12 protein-coding genes are annotated in these 17,043 nt (G+C 40.2%); 4 read left to right on the top strand and 8 right to left on the bottom strand.

The genetic code is table 11. The features are described 5' to 3' along the window. Nucleotides 1-115: 115 nt before the first annotated feature. The 5 genes from QQS39_RS03090 to QQS39_RS03110 form a co-directional block, all read right to left on the bottom strand. Complete coding sequence (locus QQS39_RS03090) at nucleotides 116-2,914, bottom strand: M16 family metallopeptidase (protein ID WP_151434230.1); 2,799 nt, start codon at nucleotides 2,912-2,914, stop codon at nucleotides 116-118. Further along, nucleotides 2,904-4,613, bottom strand: coding sequence for an ABC transporter ATP-binding protein/permease (locus QQS39_RS03095; RefSeq protein ID WP_285805365.1), 1,710 nt, complete (start codon nucleotides 4,611-4,613; stop codon nucleotides 2,904-2,906). The genes QQS39_RS03090 and QQS39_RS03095 overlap by 11 nt, the downstream gene beginning before the upstream one ends. 63 nt (nucleotides 4,614-4,676) lie before the next feature. Continuing rightward, complete coding sequence (locus tag QQS39_RS03100) at nucleotides 4,677-7,424, bottom strand: TonB-dependent receptor (RefSeq protein ID WP_151434232.1); 2,748 nt, start codon at nucleotides 7,422-7,424, stop codon at nucleotides 4,677-4,679. A gap of 103 nt (nucleotides 7,425-7,527) precedes the next feature. Beyond that, nucleotides 7,528-8,556: a FecR family protein gene (locus tag QQS39_RS03105; RefSeq protein ID WP_285805366.1), complete on the bottom strand. Its 1,029-nt coding sequence runs from the start codon at nucleotides 8,554-8,556 to the stop codon at nucleotides 7,528-7,530. After that, complete coding sequence (locus QQS39_RS03110) at nucleotides 8,546-9,094, bottom strand: RNA polymerase sigma factor (RefSeq protein WP_151434233.1); 549 nt, start codon at nucleotides 9,092-9,094, stop codon at nucleotides 8,546-8,548. Before QQS39_RS03110 ends, QQS39_RS03105 begins: the two co-directional genes overlap by 11 nt. A 171-nt stretch (nucleotides 9,095-9,265) precedes the next feature. Here QQS39_RS03110 and QQS39_RS03115 point away from each other — a divergent pair, with 171 nt between their 5' ends. After that, nucleotides 9,266-10,063 (top strand): energy transducer TonB, encoded by a 798-nt coding sequence (locus QQS39_RS03115; RefSeq protein WP_151434234.1) that lies wholly within the window; start codon nucleotides 9,266-9,268, stop codon nucleotides 10,061-10,063. A gap of 105 nt (nucleotides 10,064-10,168) precedes the next feature. Here the strand turns inward: QQS39_RS03115 and ettA are convergent, their stop codons facing one another. After that, a complete protein-coding gene (gene ettA / locus QQS39_RS03120; protein ID WP_151434236.1) occupies nucleotides 10,169-11,836 on the bottom strand; it encodes an energy-dependent translational throttle protein EttA in 1,668 nt (555 codons plus the stop codon). 342 nt (nucleotides 11,837-12,178) lie between these two features. Here ettA and sltY point away from each other — a divergent pair, with 342 nt between their 5' ends. Then, a complete protein-coding gene (gene sltY / locus QQS39_RS03125) occupies nucleotides 12,179-14,098 on the top strand; it encodes a murein transglycosylase (protein ID WP_285805367.1) in 1,920 nt (639 codons plus the stop codon). A gap of 101 nt (nucleotides 14,099-14,199) precedes the next feature. Next, nucleotides 14,200-14,511, top strand: a complete 312-nt coding sequence (gene trpR, locus QQS39_RS03130; RefSeq protein WP_151434238.1) for a trp operon repressor — start codon at nucleotides 14,200-14,202, stop codon at nucleotides 14,509-14,511. A 137-nt stretch (nucleotides 14,512-14,648) separates the two neighbouring features. Here trpR and yjjX read toward each other — a convergent pair whose 3' ends face one another. Next, nucleotides 14,649-15,185 carry an inosine/xanthosine triphosphatase gene (gene yjjX, locus QQS39_RS03135; protein WP_023580954.1) on the bottom strand — a complete coding sequence of 179 codons (537 nt, stop codon included), beginning with the start codon at nucleotides 15,183-15,185 and terminating at the stop codon, nucleotides 14,649-14,651. Nucleotides 15,186-15,237: 52 nt separating this feature from the next. On the opposite strand from yjjX, the gene gpmB reads away from it, so the two are divergent. Beyond that, complete coding sequence (gene gpmB / locus QQS39_RS03140) at nucleotides 15,238-15,885, top strand: 2,3-diphosphoglycerate-dependent phosphoglycerate mutase GpmB (RefSeq protein ID WP_151434239.1); 648 nt, start codon at nucleotides 15,238-15,240, stop codon at nucleotides 15,883-15,885. A gap of 43 nt (nucleotides 15,886-15,928) precedes the next feature. Here the strand turns inward: gpmB and robA are convergent, their stop codons facing one another. Continuing rightward, nucleotides 15,929-16,843, bottom strand: a complete 915-nt coding sequence (gene robA, locus QQS39_RS03145; protein ID WP_151434240.1) for an MDR efflux pump AcrAB transcriptional activator RobA — start codon at nucleotides 16,841-16,843, stop codon at nucleotides 15,929-15,931. Nucleotides 16,844-17,043 lie beyond the last annotated feature (200 nt).

The following is a 17,043-nucleotide window of genomic DNA, read 5'->3' on the forward strand; positions in this document are numbered from 1 at the left end:
AATGTTGCTGTTATAACTTGATTAAAATTGATGAATAAACGCCCTGTTTTATCTTAAACTGGGCGTTTTGTTTTCGATAACGTAGTTAATTATCGTTTATAAACTAAAGTCATGTTTATTTTTGATTCGGTGGCGTTAACTTAAAGACCTTTTCATTCTCACCTAACCACTGACGAGCTACTTGGTTTATATCGTTAACACTTAATGTTTTTATGATGGCAGGATCAGTAAGTAAACGCTGGTACTGTTGGTCATCAGTTGCAACTTGAGCCAGAGCATCCGTCCAATAGCTTGCACTGTCATTTACCTGTGAATTTTCAGTTAGCCAGATATTTTTAGCCTCTTGTAACTCTTTATCTGTAATGCCTGATTGTTTAACTTCATTCACGACTTTACGAGCAAGAGTAATTAATTCATCTGCACGCTCAGGTGATGCCGTAAAGTTTAAACGGCCGGTATAGTAGCTTGTCGGGACTTTCGTTAACATTTCAGAAAAACCAAGAGAGTAAATGCCCCCGGCACGTTCACGCAGATTGAGCCTTAAGCGTTGACTGATCACCGTATCAAGTAAATTCAGCGCTAATACTTGCTGCTGTGACCATTGAGCCGGTGCCGCATATTGAATGCTAATCATGCTCTTATCGCTACTTGCAATAGGGTATGTTTTACTAAACGAGGTAAGTTTAGGATTAATAGCGGGATCTGCCCAAAATAAGCGTTGCTCTGAACGCGTTGGCAGACTCGCAATCCAACGCTCAACAAGAGGTTTAACTTGATTTAGATTGATAGGACCACTGATAACTAAGGTCATATCAGCCGGTTGCCCTAAGATCATTTGGTTGGTTTGCTGTAATTGTTGGGCAGTAAATTGTCTCCAAGCACCTTGAGGCGAAATCACTAAACGATCGCCATTTTGATAGCTTTCTTTATTGATATTATCTAAGAAGGTGCGTTCAACAGGTGTTTTTGAGATCCCTAATGCCATCGCTTGTTTTTGTTGCTCTAATTTCTCGCCATTAAATTGCGGTGACGTGATTTTTAAGTGCATTAACGTGAGTAAAGTTTCCAATTCATCAATTGGTGCTTCACCACGGAAACCGTGGAATAACAGTTCGCTATAAGGGCGTAAATTAATTTGGTGTTGCTTGGTAAATAACGCCAATTCACGCGCATTATAATGACCATATCCACTGGCTTCAGGTAATTTTAATGCCCATTGCACCATGCCTAAGCTTTGATTGGTTTCAAGGGATGAACCACCCGGAATACGCAGTGAAACTTGAATATTATCTTTGAGATAACTGTCATTTTTCACAATCACTTTTACGTTATTGCTCAGTGTCCACTGTTGTGTTTTTTCAATGGGCAGTGATTGTGTTGAAACAACTGAACCTGTGAGTTCAGGTTTGACATCTAATACAACAGCTTGCGTTTTTAACGTAAATGCACCTGGATTTGATTGTCTAATTTCTTGCCAGCGTTGTGTGGCTTTAGTGGCATTAAACAAATTAGCATCATTATCAGGGCCAATCACAGCAACGCGTGGTGATGCTTGTTTTAGGTATTGCGCAAAATAGTGTTCAAGCGTTTCAGGCGTCACTTTATTGATGAGTTGATAGCTTAAATTTAATGCCTGTTTTTTTGTTTGAATTGGCATATCCAATTCAATGGCTGTCGTGATTTGGTTGGCTAAATAATCGTGCTCGTAACGTTCTTCGCCCGCAGCTTGTTGACTTAAACGTTTTAACAAGGCGTTACGTGCATTATCTAGCTCTTCTTGAGTCACAGGAACAGACGCTAAACGCTGAACTTCAGTCAATAAGATATCTAATGCGCCTTGGTAGTCATTCCCTTTAGGGTGCGCAATCATCAATTGTTGTGAGCGACGAGAGTCTAACATTGCACCTTGCGCATTAGCGCTAATAGACGCAATCAAGCCATTATCGACGATAGTTGAGAAGCGTTGATTTAAAATCGATAGCCATAATGAATCCATTAGGTCTTCATATTGACCTTGGCGGCTATTTAAAGGGGCAGGCAAAGTCCGTTGCAAGGTAAATTGCAAAATACGCGAGCCTTGCTCTTTATCGAAAATCGTTTTAACGAGTAAATCTTTATGATCGATAAAATTGTGCCAAGATGGATCGTCAATCCCTTTGTTCTCGCTATTTTTAGCGTTAAATAGTTGTTTAATATCCGCGATAGCATCGCCTTGATTAAAGTTACCCACCAGCACTAAAGCCATTCTTTCTGGTTGATACCAAGTATCATAATAACGTTTCGCATCTTTCACATCGCCGTGTTTAACGATGTCGAGATCGCCAATAGGGTCACGATTAAGGTAACGACTACCGTAATAACGTAACTCTTCTAACTGGCGATTAATACGAAAACCAATACCTTGGCGCAAACGCCATTCTTCAACAATAACCGGGCGCTCTTTATCAAATTCAATAGGGTCAAATGTCATTTCAAATGCCCAGTCTGATAAGATTTTTAGCCCTGTCTTAATTTGGATGGGGTTTGCATTTGGGAGTGACAGTTTATACGTTGTCGCATTTAAACTTGTTGCGGCATTTACGTGACTACCTAATTTCATACCTAGGCTTTCAAGTTGTTTAAAGCCCGTTGTACCCGGAAAATGAGTTGTACCTTTAAACGCCATATGTTCTGTAAAGTGTGAAAAACCAAGTTGCTTTTCATCTTCTTGTACAGAACCGCTTTTCACTAATAGACGCATTTCAACGCCGGTTTGTTGACGTTGCAGTAAGTAGACGTCTAACCCATTATCTAGCGTAAAATGGCGAACATCAGGACGCAGTAGTAGCGTATTTTTGTCATTTTGATTAGGGGTGCTTGCAGCACATCCTAAAAGTGAAAGGCTGACTGAAACAATCAGTAAGTTACGATACATATTCGGTAGCTCCAACAGGTTGAGAGGAGGATACGATAGGGGCTTTTAATGAAAGCACATTATCTGCAATCACATGTGTAAAGCGCTGGTGGCTGACTAAGGCAATCCCCGCGGTTGGCAGATGTTGTTTTAGCAACGTCAACATGTTTAACGCATTTTGCTCATCAAGGGCTGATGTGGTTTCATCTAATAAAATAAGTTCAGGTTTATTGAGTAATAAACGGGCAAAAATAAGACGCTGTTGCTCACCACCTGATAGGCGTGTTGTCCAATCAGTTTCGAGTGAAAGTTGATTTTTTATTTTGTCTAAGCCCACCAAATGAAGCGCTTCTTCGTACTCTTTAGTGGAGAATTGATTAGGCTGACAAGGATAAGCGAGCAAACTATCTAAACGCGCAAAAGGCAGATACATACGTTGTGGGATCCAACACACATTTGGCGAGCGTTGAATTTCCCCTTTGAAGTAAGGCCAATGTCCACTTAATGCTCTAAGCAATGTTGATTTACCTAAACCAGAACAACCTTCGATAACGGTTAATTCACCCGCTTTTACCGAGAAGTTAATATCTTGGATTAACAGGCTATCATCTTGCATAAATAGAGAAAGATTAGCTTTCAATTTAGTCTGTTTATCATTTAAATCAGCGACTTCTGACTCATGATCATGCTCTAAAAGCACCACGAAATTATAAAGACGGGTTACTGTTGCTTGCCATGCGGCAATCTCTTTATAAGAGAAAATAAACCAGCTTAATGCGCCTGCAACACTAGAGAATGCTTGTCTTAATTGCATTAATCCCCCTAGCATTAACTCGCCAGCAAGGAATTTAGGTAGGGCAAAAATAATGGGCGCCATTGCAGTCGCTTGTTGATAACCCACAGTGAAGAAAGCCAAATTTCTTTCGTAGCGGATAAGGCTATTCCAGTTACGAATAACCCCTAAAAAGCGACCCATTAATTCATTACGATCACTCATTTCACCACGTTGACCTGCAATCGCATCGCCATGTTGTTTGCGAGTGATAAGCGCAGTACGGTAATCAGCTTCTTTGCGTTGTTTATCCATATTAATTTTACGCAATGGCGAACCAATAAACTGCGTAATGGTGATCCCAATAATGGTATAGATAATACAAGCCCAGAACATATAGCCGGGAATTGTCCATTCGCTACCGCCTAAGGTGAAAGAGATAGCGCCAGACAGCGACCAAAGAATGGTGGCAAAAGAGATAAGTGTGAGTAACGAGTGTAAAAATGTCACCGTTAAACGCATGGTTGATTCGATCAGTAAACGAATATCTTCTGCAATACGCTGATCCGGGTTATCAGGCTCTTGAGAAGTCAGTCTTAGCATATAGTGTTTACTGTTTTTCGATAACCAGCGGTCGAGGACTTGCTCTGTCATGCCTTCTCGCCAGCGAATAACCATTTTTTGGCGTAAAAAATCGCCCATAACCACGACAGTGATTAATCCTGCAATGATAATGACAAATTGTTGAAGGAGTTTGTATAGCGCTTGTCCGTCAAGTTGTTGTAATGCGTTATAGAAACTGCCATTCCATTCATTCATTTTGACGTTAAACCAAACCGATGACAGGGTTAAGGTTAACGAAATAATCAATAGAAACCAGCAGTAAAGGGCGGCACGCCGCCCCCAAAAAGGTGAAACTAAATAGAAAAATTGTTTTATTGTTTTCATTGCTTATTGGTCATATTTTTATTGTGTATCGACTTGGTTGCTCACATTAACTTCGTCAATTTATTAATAGTCGTAGCTGACTTGTAACCAGAACTGACGACCTGGTTCATACGATTTGTAATCTTTATCTTGGTAAGTGAAGTAGTCAGACACATTTTTAGTGTTAAGGACGTTATTTACTTCAACAGAAATACCTACACCATAAGCAAATTCAGGTTTCCAACCTAGTTTGGTATCCCAAGTAAAACGGCTACTGTAATTACGTTTTTTGTATTCAAATAATGGACCATATTCACTTGGTTTTGGGGAACCATTATTGGCTTTTTCTGCTTGTGAACGAGCGCCATTCCATTGAAGGCGGTTATACCAAGTCAGATCTAAATCATCCCAAACACTAGTGAGTTCAGCCGTGACTTTTAATGGTGAGTTAAAGTTGCCAGAAGGTAAGTCTTTTGCATTGATGATTTTTCCGTCATACCACACTTTGTCGTAGTTCATTCCTTGTACACTAGGATCGAAGTTGGCATAGCCAGAATCTTTAGGTGTATTCGTTTTGCTTTGTTGCCAGCTAATAGAAGCATTAAAAACATGGTCAGCTTGCGCTAATTCCCACGGCTGACTATTTTTCACAGAAAGCGTTACGGTATCGTGAGTACTGCGTCCATTGTTATTAAATTGACGAATTCTTATTTTATCTTTGTCATTTGGATATTTAGTATCACTACGCACTTCGTCACGACCTTCACGATGAACATATTGTAAACGCCACGTCGTGGATGCGATTTCTTGTTGTAAACCTAAAGTAATTTCATCGTTATAAGGTGTTTTTAGCGAATCGACGCCTTCAAAGTCAGTACGATTTTCCCAATCATTCGGATTGTCGTTATCACAAGAGTAATAGCAGTGCTGTAAGCCTGCATTCTGTGCGCCATAAAGCGCATAAGTCAGCATGGAACGACCATAGTAACGGTTTACACCACCAATAATTAAAGTATTACCAGTGCCCCAAATATCATAAGTTCCGCTTAAACGAGGAGCGATATTGTTTTTTTGAACAAAATCATCACGATCTAACCGAATACCCGGGCGCAACGTTAAACGTTTATATTGGATATTATCATCAAGATAAATCGAATAGTTTGTATACGAAGCATCATGTGTACCGGCAAGGAAACGTGTTGTTTGCTCTAATGAACCCATCCACTGATCATCCCAAGTGGAGCCAGTATAGGTATAGTTGTAGTAGGTTTTATCGCGAATATAAGAGCCTTTAGTACGGCTGATCTCAAATCCTGTGGTTGGCTGATGGCTTACAGCACCCCATTCAACAGGATTAAATCGCATAATACTTTTGGCGTTATAGGTTTCTTGTTTGCTCTTCAAATCACCTTGACCACCACTACTTATCTGCTGTGGATTTTTCCAATCGGTGTAGTCCTTGATGGTCACAAATTCGTCTTGATCGTTAGAACGTTTATCTTCCAGATTTTGATAACCTGCCGTTAATTCTAATGAACCAAGATCAAGCTGATGTTTATAAAGTGCGGTAAAACTTAAACCATTATGTTCGTTGTCATAACCTGAGTTATAGACAGAGCCGGAGAATAAATAGCTTTTATATCTGGCAATATTACTTGATAAATCAAAAGTTTGCTTTTCTGAAATATCCCAAGAATATTTAATAAAATAGTTATCTGAGGTACGGGTTTGATCTTTATAATGAGGTGTTTGCTCAACTTGTTCCAGTTCACCATCAGGATGACGGATCACTCCGCCTTCAGAGCTAATCATCATTGGGATCGTAGATTCACGACGAGATGCAGAGAAAATAAGCCCAGTATTGTCTGTTAAGCTTGTTTCAAACCAACCACCAAAGTTTTGTTTATCGTATTTTTTCTGGAATCGGGCTGGATTACTGAAATCATTATTTGCAGTATCAAAATTTAGTTTTGGATCGGTGAAAATATTGTTCCAGCTTGAACGAGTTGTACGATAATAGGCGTTGGCGTGTGTTTCACCAGACCAACGACGGCTTTGTACTTCAACGGTGCCACCCGTAAATCCGCCAAATTCTACAGGAATATTGTTATCGTAAACGGCTACGCTATCAATTAGGCGACTATCAAGGTACATCCCTTGTTCGTCACTACTAATGCGTGTGTTGGTTTCACCTAAATCTGATTTTGCAGGGTCAAAGTCATTGTTAAAACTTACACCATCAAGCTTGTAAGAGTTTTGATAACTACTAGAGCCGTGAATAGAAATACGAGAAGGTTTAATTTCACCCTGATTCATTGAGGTGCTGTCGTTATTGGAAAATTGAACAGCAGGGTTACTTTTTAGTAAGTCAGTAACGTTTCCATCACCTGTATTACGCTGTTTTATCTCTTCTGCGGTGATGTATTGCGGTGCAGAAACGACATCGGTAGCTGGATGATAAGCATTACCGACACCTGTGACTCTAACTTCAGGAATAACAATCTTGTTAGCCGTTGCTAGAGGGCGAATAACAAATCCACTTCCTTGTGGAATAATTTCTAATCCACTGCCAATTAAGACTTTTTGTAATGCGGTTTGGGTTTCAAATTGACCTGAAAGTGCTGGAGCACGTAGGTTTTTAACCGAATTTGCATCAAATAAAATTTGTACTTGCCCTTGTTTTGCAATGGCACTTAATGAATCAGCTAAAGACTGTTCTGGTAACGCCACAGAAACTGTAGATGCATAAGCGCAAGGTGCGGCAATAGTGGTACTTATTAGCAACGCTAGCAGAGACCTCTTAAGAGCCTCTTTTTTGTTATTCATTTTCATTTCACCAATCCCATTCACTAACTTAATAATTGTTGTTACTAGGGAAGAGGGTGAAATGAGAATTATCCTCACCTGTAAAAAAGAATATTTTTCATATTTATTTTTACTTGTTGATAATTAACGCATTATTTTTATCGGTAAAAACAACATTAACCGGCAATATAAGTGGAATTGCGGTAATAAAGTCTTTGGCATCGTTTATATTCGCGATCCCTGAGACTTTCATTTTGGCAATTTCAGGAGAGGTAATTTGAATATTGATATCAAGATAAGGTTTGAGTTTGGTTATCACCTCATTCAATGGGCGCTCAAAGAAATGCAGTTGACCAAAACGCCAACTTCCCACGGAATCAACATTGACCGAAGAGATAACAAAACTATCACTGGTTAACTTGCTGGTGGCTTGAGAGCCAGCATACAAATAGGCTGGCGAAGATTTTGGTGTGGCTTTTACTTCGACAATCCCTTGGTGTACAGCAACGTTAATTTGATTGTTATCATAACGACTGACTTCAAATTCAGTACCAACCACTTTAATTAATCGGCTATCAGCATGAACATAAAAAGGGCGATACGGATTTGATTTTACTTTGAAGTAAGCTTGTCCTTTATCTAGCCATAATCGTCTTTCTTCTTGCACATAAGCCACTCTTACCTGTGTGTTTCTGTCTAAATAAACTTTAGAGCCATCAGCTAAGGTTATTTCTTTCGGTAAGTCGCTGGTTGCAAGCGTCATATTATCCATCAGTAATGCAGGTAAATGACTATAAGGAAGATATAAAACGGTGAGTAAACAAAGAGTTGCTGTGGTGTGGATCACTGGTCGCCAAGGTGCGCGTTTTTTCTTTTCAATTGTGGCTATTGTTGGTCGTGGTAATGCATCGCATTGACGCCAGATACCCGCAATATCTTGATACGCTTGCCGGTTTACATCATTTTCTATCCACACTTTAAATGCTTGACGTTGTTTAGGACTCATCCTTTGGCTGTGTTGCCGGGTGAACCAAAGGGCGGCTTGCTCATCAGTCGAACCATGGAGTAATTCATCATCAGTCTCCAAAAAAAAGGAGTCTGCGTCCTCATCTATGTGAGGTCTCGTTTCCGGTATATTTTTTTCCGGCTTACTCATCATTCGTGCATTTCTCCTTTCCTGCATCGACATATCTTTTGCAATGTAATAGGGCAGCCGCAATATGCTTTTCCACCATGCTGATTGAGATTTCCATTTGCTCTGCAATTTCGCTTTGTGATAGTCCATCAAAACGATAAAGAATAAATGCTTCTCGACGGCGTGGAGGTAATGTTTCAATTGCTTCGCTAAGTAGATCTAAACGCTGTTGATGCTCAAGAACATATCCCGGATCAAGCTCCGTGGTATAACTTTGAGCAGCGTCATCTAATTCACAATCATCCTGATAGATATCTTTTTGCTTTTGATTTTTTCTCCAATGGTCAATCAAAACGTGGTTCGCTATTTTAAACAGAAAAGCACGCTGTTCTTGCACAGGTGTTTGTTCTTTTCTGTTTAGCCATAGTGTAAACACATCTTGAGACAAATCATCTGCATCATGGTAATTACCCGTACGTTTGTGGAAAAAACGCACAAGTTGTCCATAGGTTGATTGATAGGCACAACTAATTTTTTGTGCCAATGATTTATCGCTAGCCATAATCTCTGGTGTCTAAAAAAGAGTGAAATAATAAGCTCTTACTGCTTCTTATGCGAACAAGTTATGATAATTATCAAGCTAATTTTTTATTGTATTATTAATAATAAGCAATATCATTTGTGTTTATATTATGCCTATAATTCATCAGAAAGAAAATCAGAGGCAAGAATTATGAGTAGTATGTCGGCGACTTTTTCACGCCGTAGGTCATTTTCTATTGGTGGATTTGCCGCCAGTATTTTATTTCATGCAACATTAGTCGTTGTCGCTATTGGTTGGATAACATCTAAAGATGAGCGCTATGGCGTTTTACCACCCGCGATGACAATGGATATTGGTATTTATCAACTGGCTCAGGTAGAAACAAAAGATGTTCCTATCGGCCCTGAAAAAGTGATGTCTGTTCCTGAACCCGCAGAAACAGAACCAGAGCCAGTCAAAGAAGTATTAGATTTACCTAAAATGCCCGTTGTTGAACACGGTACTTATGAACGTATTCCCGAAAAGCCAAAAGTCAAACCGGTAGTGAAGCCGAAACCTGTGGCAGTAAAAGTGCCTGATGATCTTCCTGTCTCTGAAGCACCATCGGAAGTGACAAGTGCGCCAGTTTCTGGTGCTAATACGGCCAGCAGTGCGCAATTTAATAGCTTATCCTCTTCGTCGGTGAGTGGACAAATGGGCTGGGAAAGTTTAGTACATAGTCATATTGAAATGTATAAACGTTACCCACGTACAGCAATACGTTTTAAAGCGACAGGAGTGACACAAATTTCTATTGTATTAAATGCTAAAGGGGAATTATTAGATGCGAAAGTGGAAACATCATCAGGTAATCGCATTCTTGATAGAGAAGCGTTAAATACAGTTAAACGTGCTTCGCCATTTCCCGCACCTGAAAGCTATCGCTTAGTTGATGGTCGTATTTCATTTACTGCGCCTTTAACATTTGATTATAGGCAAGAAAGTTAATTAATATTTCTCTACAATTATTTATTAAATTTCAAGCTAATTAAATATAAAAAAGCAGAGAATAATCTCTGCTTTTATTTTTGGTCGTAAGAAAAATAATTTTAATTATTTGGCCATACGTTTGTACTTCATACGACGAGGCTGAATAGCGTCGTTGCCTAATGTACGTTTTTTGTATTCTTCGTATTCAGTAAAGTTACCTTCGAAGAATTCCACTTTACCTTCATCTTGATAATCGATGATATGAGTGGCAATACGGTCAAGGAACCAACGGTCATGCGAGATAACCATTGCACAACCAGGAAACTCTAACAGGGCATTTTCTAACGCACGTAAAGTTTCAACGTCGAGGTCGTTGGTTGGTTCATCGAGCAGTAACATGTTACCGCCAACTTGTAGCAGTTTCGCCAGGTGCAAACGACCGCGCTCACCACCAGAAAGTTCGCCAACACGTTTACCTTGATCAACGCCTTTAAAGTTAAAGCGACCAACATAAGCACGGCTTGGAATTTCAAAGTTACCAATACGCATAATATCTTGGCCACCTGAAACTTCTTCCCAAACAGTTTTACTGTCGTCCATGCTGTCTCGGAACTGATCAACCGATGCTAGTTTAACAGTATCACCTAGTGTTAAGGTGCCTGAATCGGGTTGTTCTTGACCTGAGATCATACGAAATAGCGTTGATTTACCTGCACCGTTAGGACCGATAATACCGACAATCGCCCCTTTAGGAATAGAGAAGCTTAAATCATCAATCAGAACGCGATCACCATAAGATTTTGTTAGATTATTAATTTCTAATACTTTATCGCCTAAACGTGGTCCAGGTGGAATAAAGAGTTCACTGGTTTCATTACGTTTTTGATAATCAACGCTGTTAAGCTCTTCAAAACGAGCAAGACGAGCCTTGCCTTTTGCCTGACGACCTTTAGGATTTTGACGGATCCACTCAAGTTCTTTTTGAATAGATTTATGGCGAGCTGCTTCGGTTGCTGCTTCTTGCTCAAGACGTGCATCTTTTTGCTCTAACCATGAAGAGTAGTTACCTTCCCATGGAATACCTTCACCACGGTCAAGTTCTAAGATCCAACCCGCTACATTATCAAGGAAGTAACGGTCATGGGTGATCGCCACAACAGTACCTTCATAATCATGTAAGAAGCGCTCTAACCAAGCCACAGATTCTGCATCTAAGTGGTTAGTGGGTTCATCTAATAACAGCATATCTGGTTTTTCTAACAGAAGACGACAGATAGCAACACGGCGGCGTTCACCCCCTGAAAGTTTTTCAATTTTAGCGTCCCATTCAGGTAAACGCAGTGCTTCTGCTGCACGCTCTAATTGATTTTCAAGGTTATGACCATCATGAGATTGAATAATCGCTTCTAACTGACCTTGTTCTTTTGCTAATTTATCGAAATCAGCATCAGGATCGGCATAAGCCGCATAAACTTCATCAAGGCGGTTTAATGCGTTTTTCAGTTCGCTAACGGCTTCTTCAACGGCTTCACGTACTGTATGTTCTGGGTTTAATTTTGGTTCTTGTGGTAAGTAACCAATTTTAATACCCGGTTGTGGACGTGCTTCACCTTCGATATCAGTATCAATACCTGCCATGATGCGTAGTAATGTTGATTTACCGGCACCATTAAGACCAAGCACACCAATTTTCGCGCCCGGGAAGAAGCTGAGTGAAATGTTTTTAAGGATATGTCGCTTAGGTGGGACAATTTTCCCGACACGCAACATACTATAAACGTATTGAGCCACTATAATTACCCTTTGATTATAAAAGAGATTTTATCTGAAGTGCCACTTTTTGCGCTAAAAACAAATTTTTTGTGATTAAGCCGCGTGTTTATGGCACCAAAATGAACAATAGCAAAGTCAATGCCAGTATTTTGCCAAAGACCCGAAAATGATGAAAGTCGCCAGTATACCCGATTTATAAAAGAAAACCTTAGTCAAAAGAGAGGTTTTTATCCACCTTTCGTACTTCCTCTGAAAGTAAAGAAAATTTCTCTTAAAGAGGGGAACTTACATTGTTAATGATTATCATATTAGCTAATGTATTCACTCTTTGGTGGTTCTATTTGAGGTGGGAGAAATAACGTGGTGAAGCAAACATGGTCATTAGCCGTAGCAATAGGGGCATTGTGTTTTTCTACATGGACACAAGCAGACTCACTCAGTGAGCAACGTGGTCGTTATCAAGAAATTAAAGCAGCGTGGGATCTTAAAAAAACAGATGAAGTAGAAAAATTACTCCCCACATTGCAAAGTTACCCACTTTATCCCTATTTGGAATACCGTCAAATTACGGACAATCTTGATGTCATTGCGCCTGCTGTAGTCACTGAGTTTGTTGCTAAATATCCAACATTACCGCCAGCAAAAGCACTTCCTTCATTGTTTGTGAATGAATTGGCAAAACGTCAAGAGTGGCAAAATTTACTGACTTTTAGTCCAAATCCACCGAATCCTAAAGCAGCAAGATGTAATTACTATTATGCAAAATGGGCAACCGGTGATATCCAGACAGCATGGATAGGGGCTAAAGAAGCATGGTTAAATGGCACTTCGATGCCATCAAGTTGCGATCCTCTTTTTGATGAATGGCAAAAAGCGAATCAATTAACACCAGAATTAGTATTAGAGCGAATTAATTTAGCAATTAAAAATGGTAATACGGCGCTTGCTGCTTACTTGGCTCGACGTCTCCCTGAAAATTATCAAACCATTAGTGATGCCTTGGTTGAATTACAAGACTATCCAAACTTAGTTGGGCGCTATGCAACTACGCTTTCACCAACAGATTTTACTCGCGCCATCATACAATCTGCATTTTCACGTTGGGCAAGAAAAGACGCTGATGCAGCAAGAGCGCAGATTGATAATATCGCACATGCGCAAAAAATGACGGCGAGTGAACGCCAGTTAATGCGTGATACTGTGGCATGGCAATATATGCCTTATGCCACACCGGAGCAGGTAAAATGGCGTGATAGCGTTATTCAAGATACAGCATCAGATATATTGCGTGAGCGTCGTGTACGCCTAGCATTAAGCCAAAATCAACCCGCTGAATTGGCATTGTGGTTAGAAAGACTCTCTCCTGAAAGTAAAAATAAGGAAGAGTGGCGTTATTGGCGAGCAATGGTATTGCAATCACAAGGTAAAAACAGTGAAGCACAAGCTATTTTAGAAGCGCTAACACAAAATCGTGGTTTTTACCCAATGGTTGCGGCTGCCAAATTAGGTAAGCCTTATGTGATGGTGATAGATAAAGCCCCTAGTGTTTCATCAAACATCCCTAATCAGCCAGAAATACAGCGTGTTCGTGAGTTAATGTATTGGCAGATGGATAACTTAGCGCGATCAGAATGGGCAAACTATGTCGCTTCACAGCCAGCGCAAATACAGTCTGAATTAGCGCGTTATGCATACGAGCAAAAATGGGCTGATTTAGCAGTACAAGCCACGATCACTGGGAAAATGTGGGATCATCTAGAAGAACGCTTCCCTCTTGCTTGGAAAAATGAGTTTGAGCAATATACGAAAGATAAATCAATAGACCGTAATTATGCGATGGCTATTGCTCGTCAAGAAAGTGCGTGGAACCCCCAAGCTCGCTCTTCAGCGGGTGCAACAGGTTTAATGCAGGTTATGCCAAAAACAGCAGAGTTTACGGTAAAACAAGCAGGTATTACGGGATATACAAGTAGTGCACAATTGACAAATCCTGTGAAGAATATTGAGATTGGTACCGCTTATCTTGATTCTGTCTATCAACGTTTTAACCAAAACCGTATTTTGGCAAGTGCTGCGTATAATGCGGGACCTGCGCGTGTTGACCGTTGGTTATCTGATGCAAATGGTCAATTAGACGCGATTGCGTTTGTTGAAAGTATTCCTTTTGCTGAAACGCGTGGTTATGTCAAAAATGTACTCTCTTTTGCTGTTTTCTATAGCTATTTTGCGGGCGAACAGCAGCCAGTACTGACTGAAAATGAGTGGAATAGTCAGTATTAAGAGATAATAACGCGGATTTATTGTTGGAGCCTCTTTGTACATTAGTAAAGTATGTTATATTATGTACTAGTTAATGAGTGTGGCAAAAAGAGGTTCCCACGATGCAAGATCCTGCATTATCACCTGAAGAGAATGAGCACTGGCTAAGATTTGTTGAGTTATTACAACATGCTTTTGAGCAAAATGTGCAATTTCCTATTTTACAACTTTTAATGACACCTGATGAACGTAGTGCTTTGGCAACTCGAGTTCGCATTGTGCAAGAGCTAATGCGAGGGGATTTAAGTCAGCGTGAGTTAAAAGAAGAGTTAGGCGTTGGTATTGCCACCATCACTAGAGGCTCTAATAGTTTAAAAACAGCGCCACATGATGTGAAATTATGGCTTGAAAAAGAACTAATGACGAAAAAATAGTCGCGTTGTTACTCACTAAACTAGAATAATAAAAAGCCATTTAATTGTTTGATTAAATGGCTTTTTTTGTTTCTTTTTATCTAACAGCAGACTTATCTAGAAGCTGATTTATCTAAAAAAACGCATCAGATTAATTATTAATCTTCTTTTTGATTAAGTTCTTTATAGATATCATGAGTGACAGGTACTAATGCCAGCACTAATGCTTGTTGATACACAGAAGTACGACTGAGTAGACCATCAGTAAAATAACCAATCGCACCGCCGCGCTGTTTAATGTTGTCAATTTTTGTTAAGAAAGCCATTTCATCGCCAAGCTCCCGACCTTCACGGATCCCTTTTAAGATCTGTTCTGGTAGCATAAGGCTTGCTGAGCGTGATTCTCCACGAATTTGACCATGTTCGACAACAATCCAAGCAAAGGTCATATCATCTTCGATACCGGCTTCGACGCCAACCCAAAAATCAGCTTCAGGGCGAACTTGGCGAGCTGCCATCACACGTTGACGTGCGCCAGTTCTCGTTTCTGTATTTCCGATAGGTTGCTGTGGAACACGGCTATCGACATTAATATCTTCAATATCAAAGGTATCTTTACCGAATACTTGCTCAAAGGCGAGTTTTATCGCGTTGATTTTTGCTGGATTCGTAGTGGCTGCAATGACATGATACATAATGAATTAATCATCCTTTGAAAAAATTAGAGCAGTATAACGGAAAAAATGTATGTTACAGGTCTATCTTGTTCGCCACGGTGAAACTGAATGGAACGTGGCGAGACGTATTCAAGGGCAATCTGATAGCCCACTAACAGCGAATGGTGTGCGTCAAGCACAGCAAGTTGCTGAAAAAGTAAAATCAGCAGGCATTACCCACATTATCTCAAGCGATCTTGGCCGTACTCGTCAAACGGCAGAAATCATTGCACAAGCTTGTGGCTGTGAAGTGATAACTGACCCACGTTTACGTGAACTTAATATGGGCGTTCTTGAACAGCGAGAGATCGCAACATTAAAGACACAAGAAGAGGCTTGGCGCAAGAGTTTGATTGATGGTACACCTGATGGACGAATTCCCCAAGGAGAATCAATGGCAGAATTAGCAAGTCGTATGCAGGCTGCGCTAAATCAATGCCTTGATTTACCCGAAAATAGCCGTCCACTATTAGTCAGTCATGGTATTGCTTTAGGGTGCTTACTGAGCACTGTATTAGGATTGCCTGCATATGCAGAACGCCGTTTAAGACTGCGTAATTGCTCTATTTCTCGCGTTGATTATCAAAATAGCCCTTGGCTTGCTAATGGCTGGGTGATTGAAACCGCGGGTGATGTGAGTCATCTTACTGATATTGCACTAGATGAAGTCCAGCGCTAAAAAATAAAAGCTCTCTTTTTCATACGACAAAGAGAGCTTTTTCTTATGCAGTTACACCTTCGTGTTCGCGTTTAATTGGAATGTAATATTCAAAACGTTCGATATGATCTTGTGGCTCCGTTACCATCTCATTACTGTAACGCACATTTTTAAGATAATATTTTTCAACGTCATAGCCTTTACGGCGCGTTAATCCCATATTAGGTAAGCAGACGCCATAAATTAGGAATAAAAACTCCTGCATTGCACCGCGTTTTGCCTCACCTTCAAAATCAAACCGAATGTAATCACCGCCAGCAAGAGAGACTTCATTTGCTGCATCATCATCGATAAACGTTGCATAATCTGGTTCAACAGCAGTGGTGTAAAGCACACGTTGTTCGTCTTCATGTTCATCGCTATGTTGTGCGTGGTGAAGCCCATAAACTTGATGAGGGACAGCGCTTATCTTGCTCATGTAGTAGCGCCAGAAGGTTTGGCGCATGTTAGAGCAGGCTTCGGCCCATTGCTCAAGGGTGTGGCTACAAGTTTGCTCAATACCAATTAATTTCTTCTCAGATAGTGTTACAAATTCCCATTTAGGTAAATTTTGCGGATCTAAGGTAATTGGTGGACAAATGCCTACCGCGCACCATTCATCAGTACGACGATAAAGTGCGGGTGTTCTATCAAATTGCTTTTTAAAAGCGCGGGTAAAAGTCTGTTGAGAATCAAAACGATATTGCAAAGCAATGTCTAAAATAGGGCGGCTCGTTAAACGTAATGCAACGGCTGCACGGGATAGACGCCTTGAACGAATATAAGAACCAATCGCTTGTCCTGTAACTTCTTTAAACATGCGTTGTAGATGCCACTTGGAGTAACCCGCTTTGGTTGCGACATTATCGAGGGATAATGGCTTGTCTAGGTTACTATCAAGCCAAGCGAGCAAATCACGTATGATGTTGGTTTGATCCATACATCTCCCTTAATCATATTCGTTTGTTTATTGCCGTAGATGGTAAAGAGCCTGAACATCTATAACAAGTTATATTGTTAAACAATCGTAGAATATAGTCTTTTTCATCGACTAATGTACACAAATTCTTCTATCAGTTAGTAATAGATTGTTTTATTCTAGACGCAATTACTTTCTCATCTTTTCAATGGAACAAGGTA

The sequence above is a fragment of the Proteus appendicitidis genome, assembly GCF_030271835.1.
GTDB classification, from domain to species: Bacteria; Pseudomonadota; Gammaproteobacteria; order Enterobacterales; family Enterobacteriaceae; genus Proteus; species Proteus appendicitidis.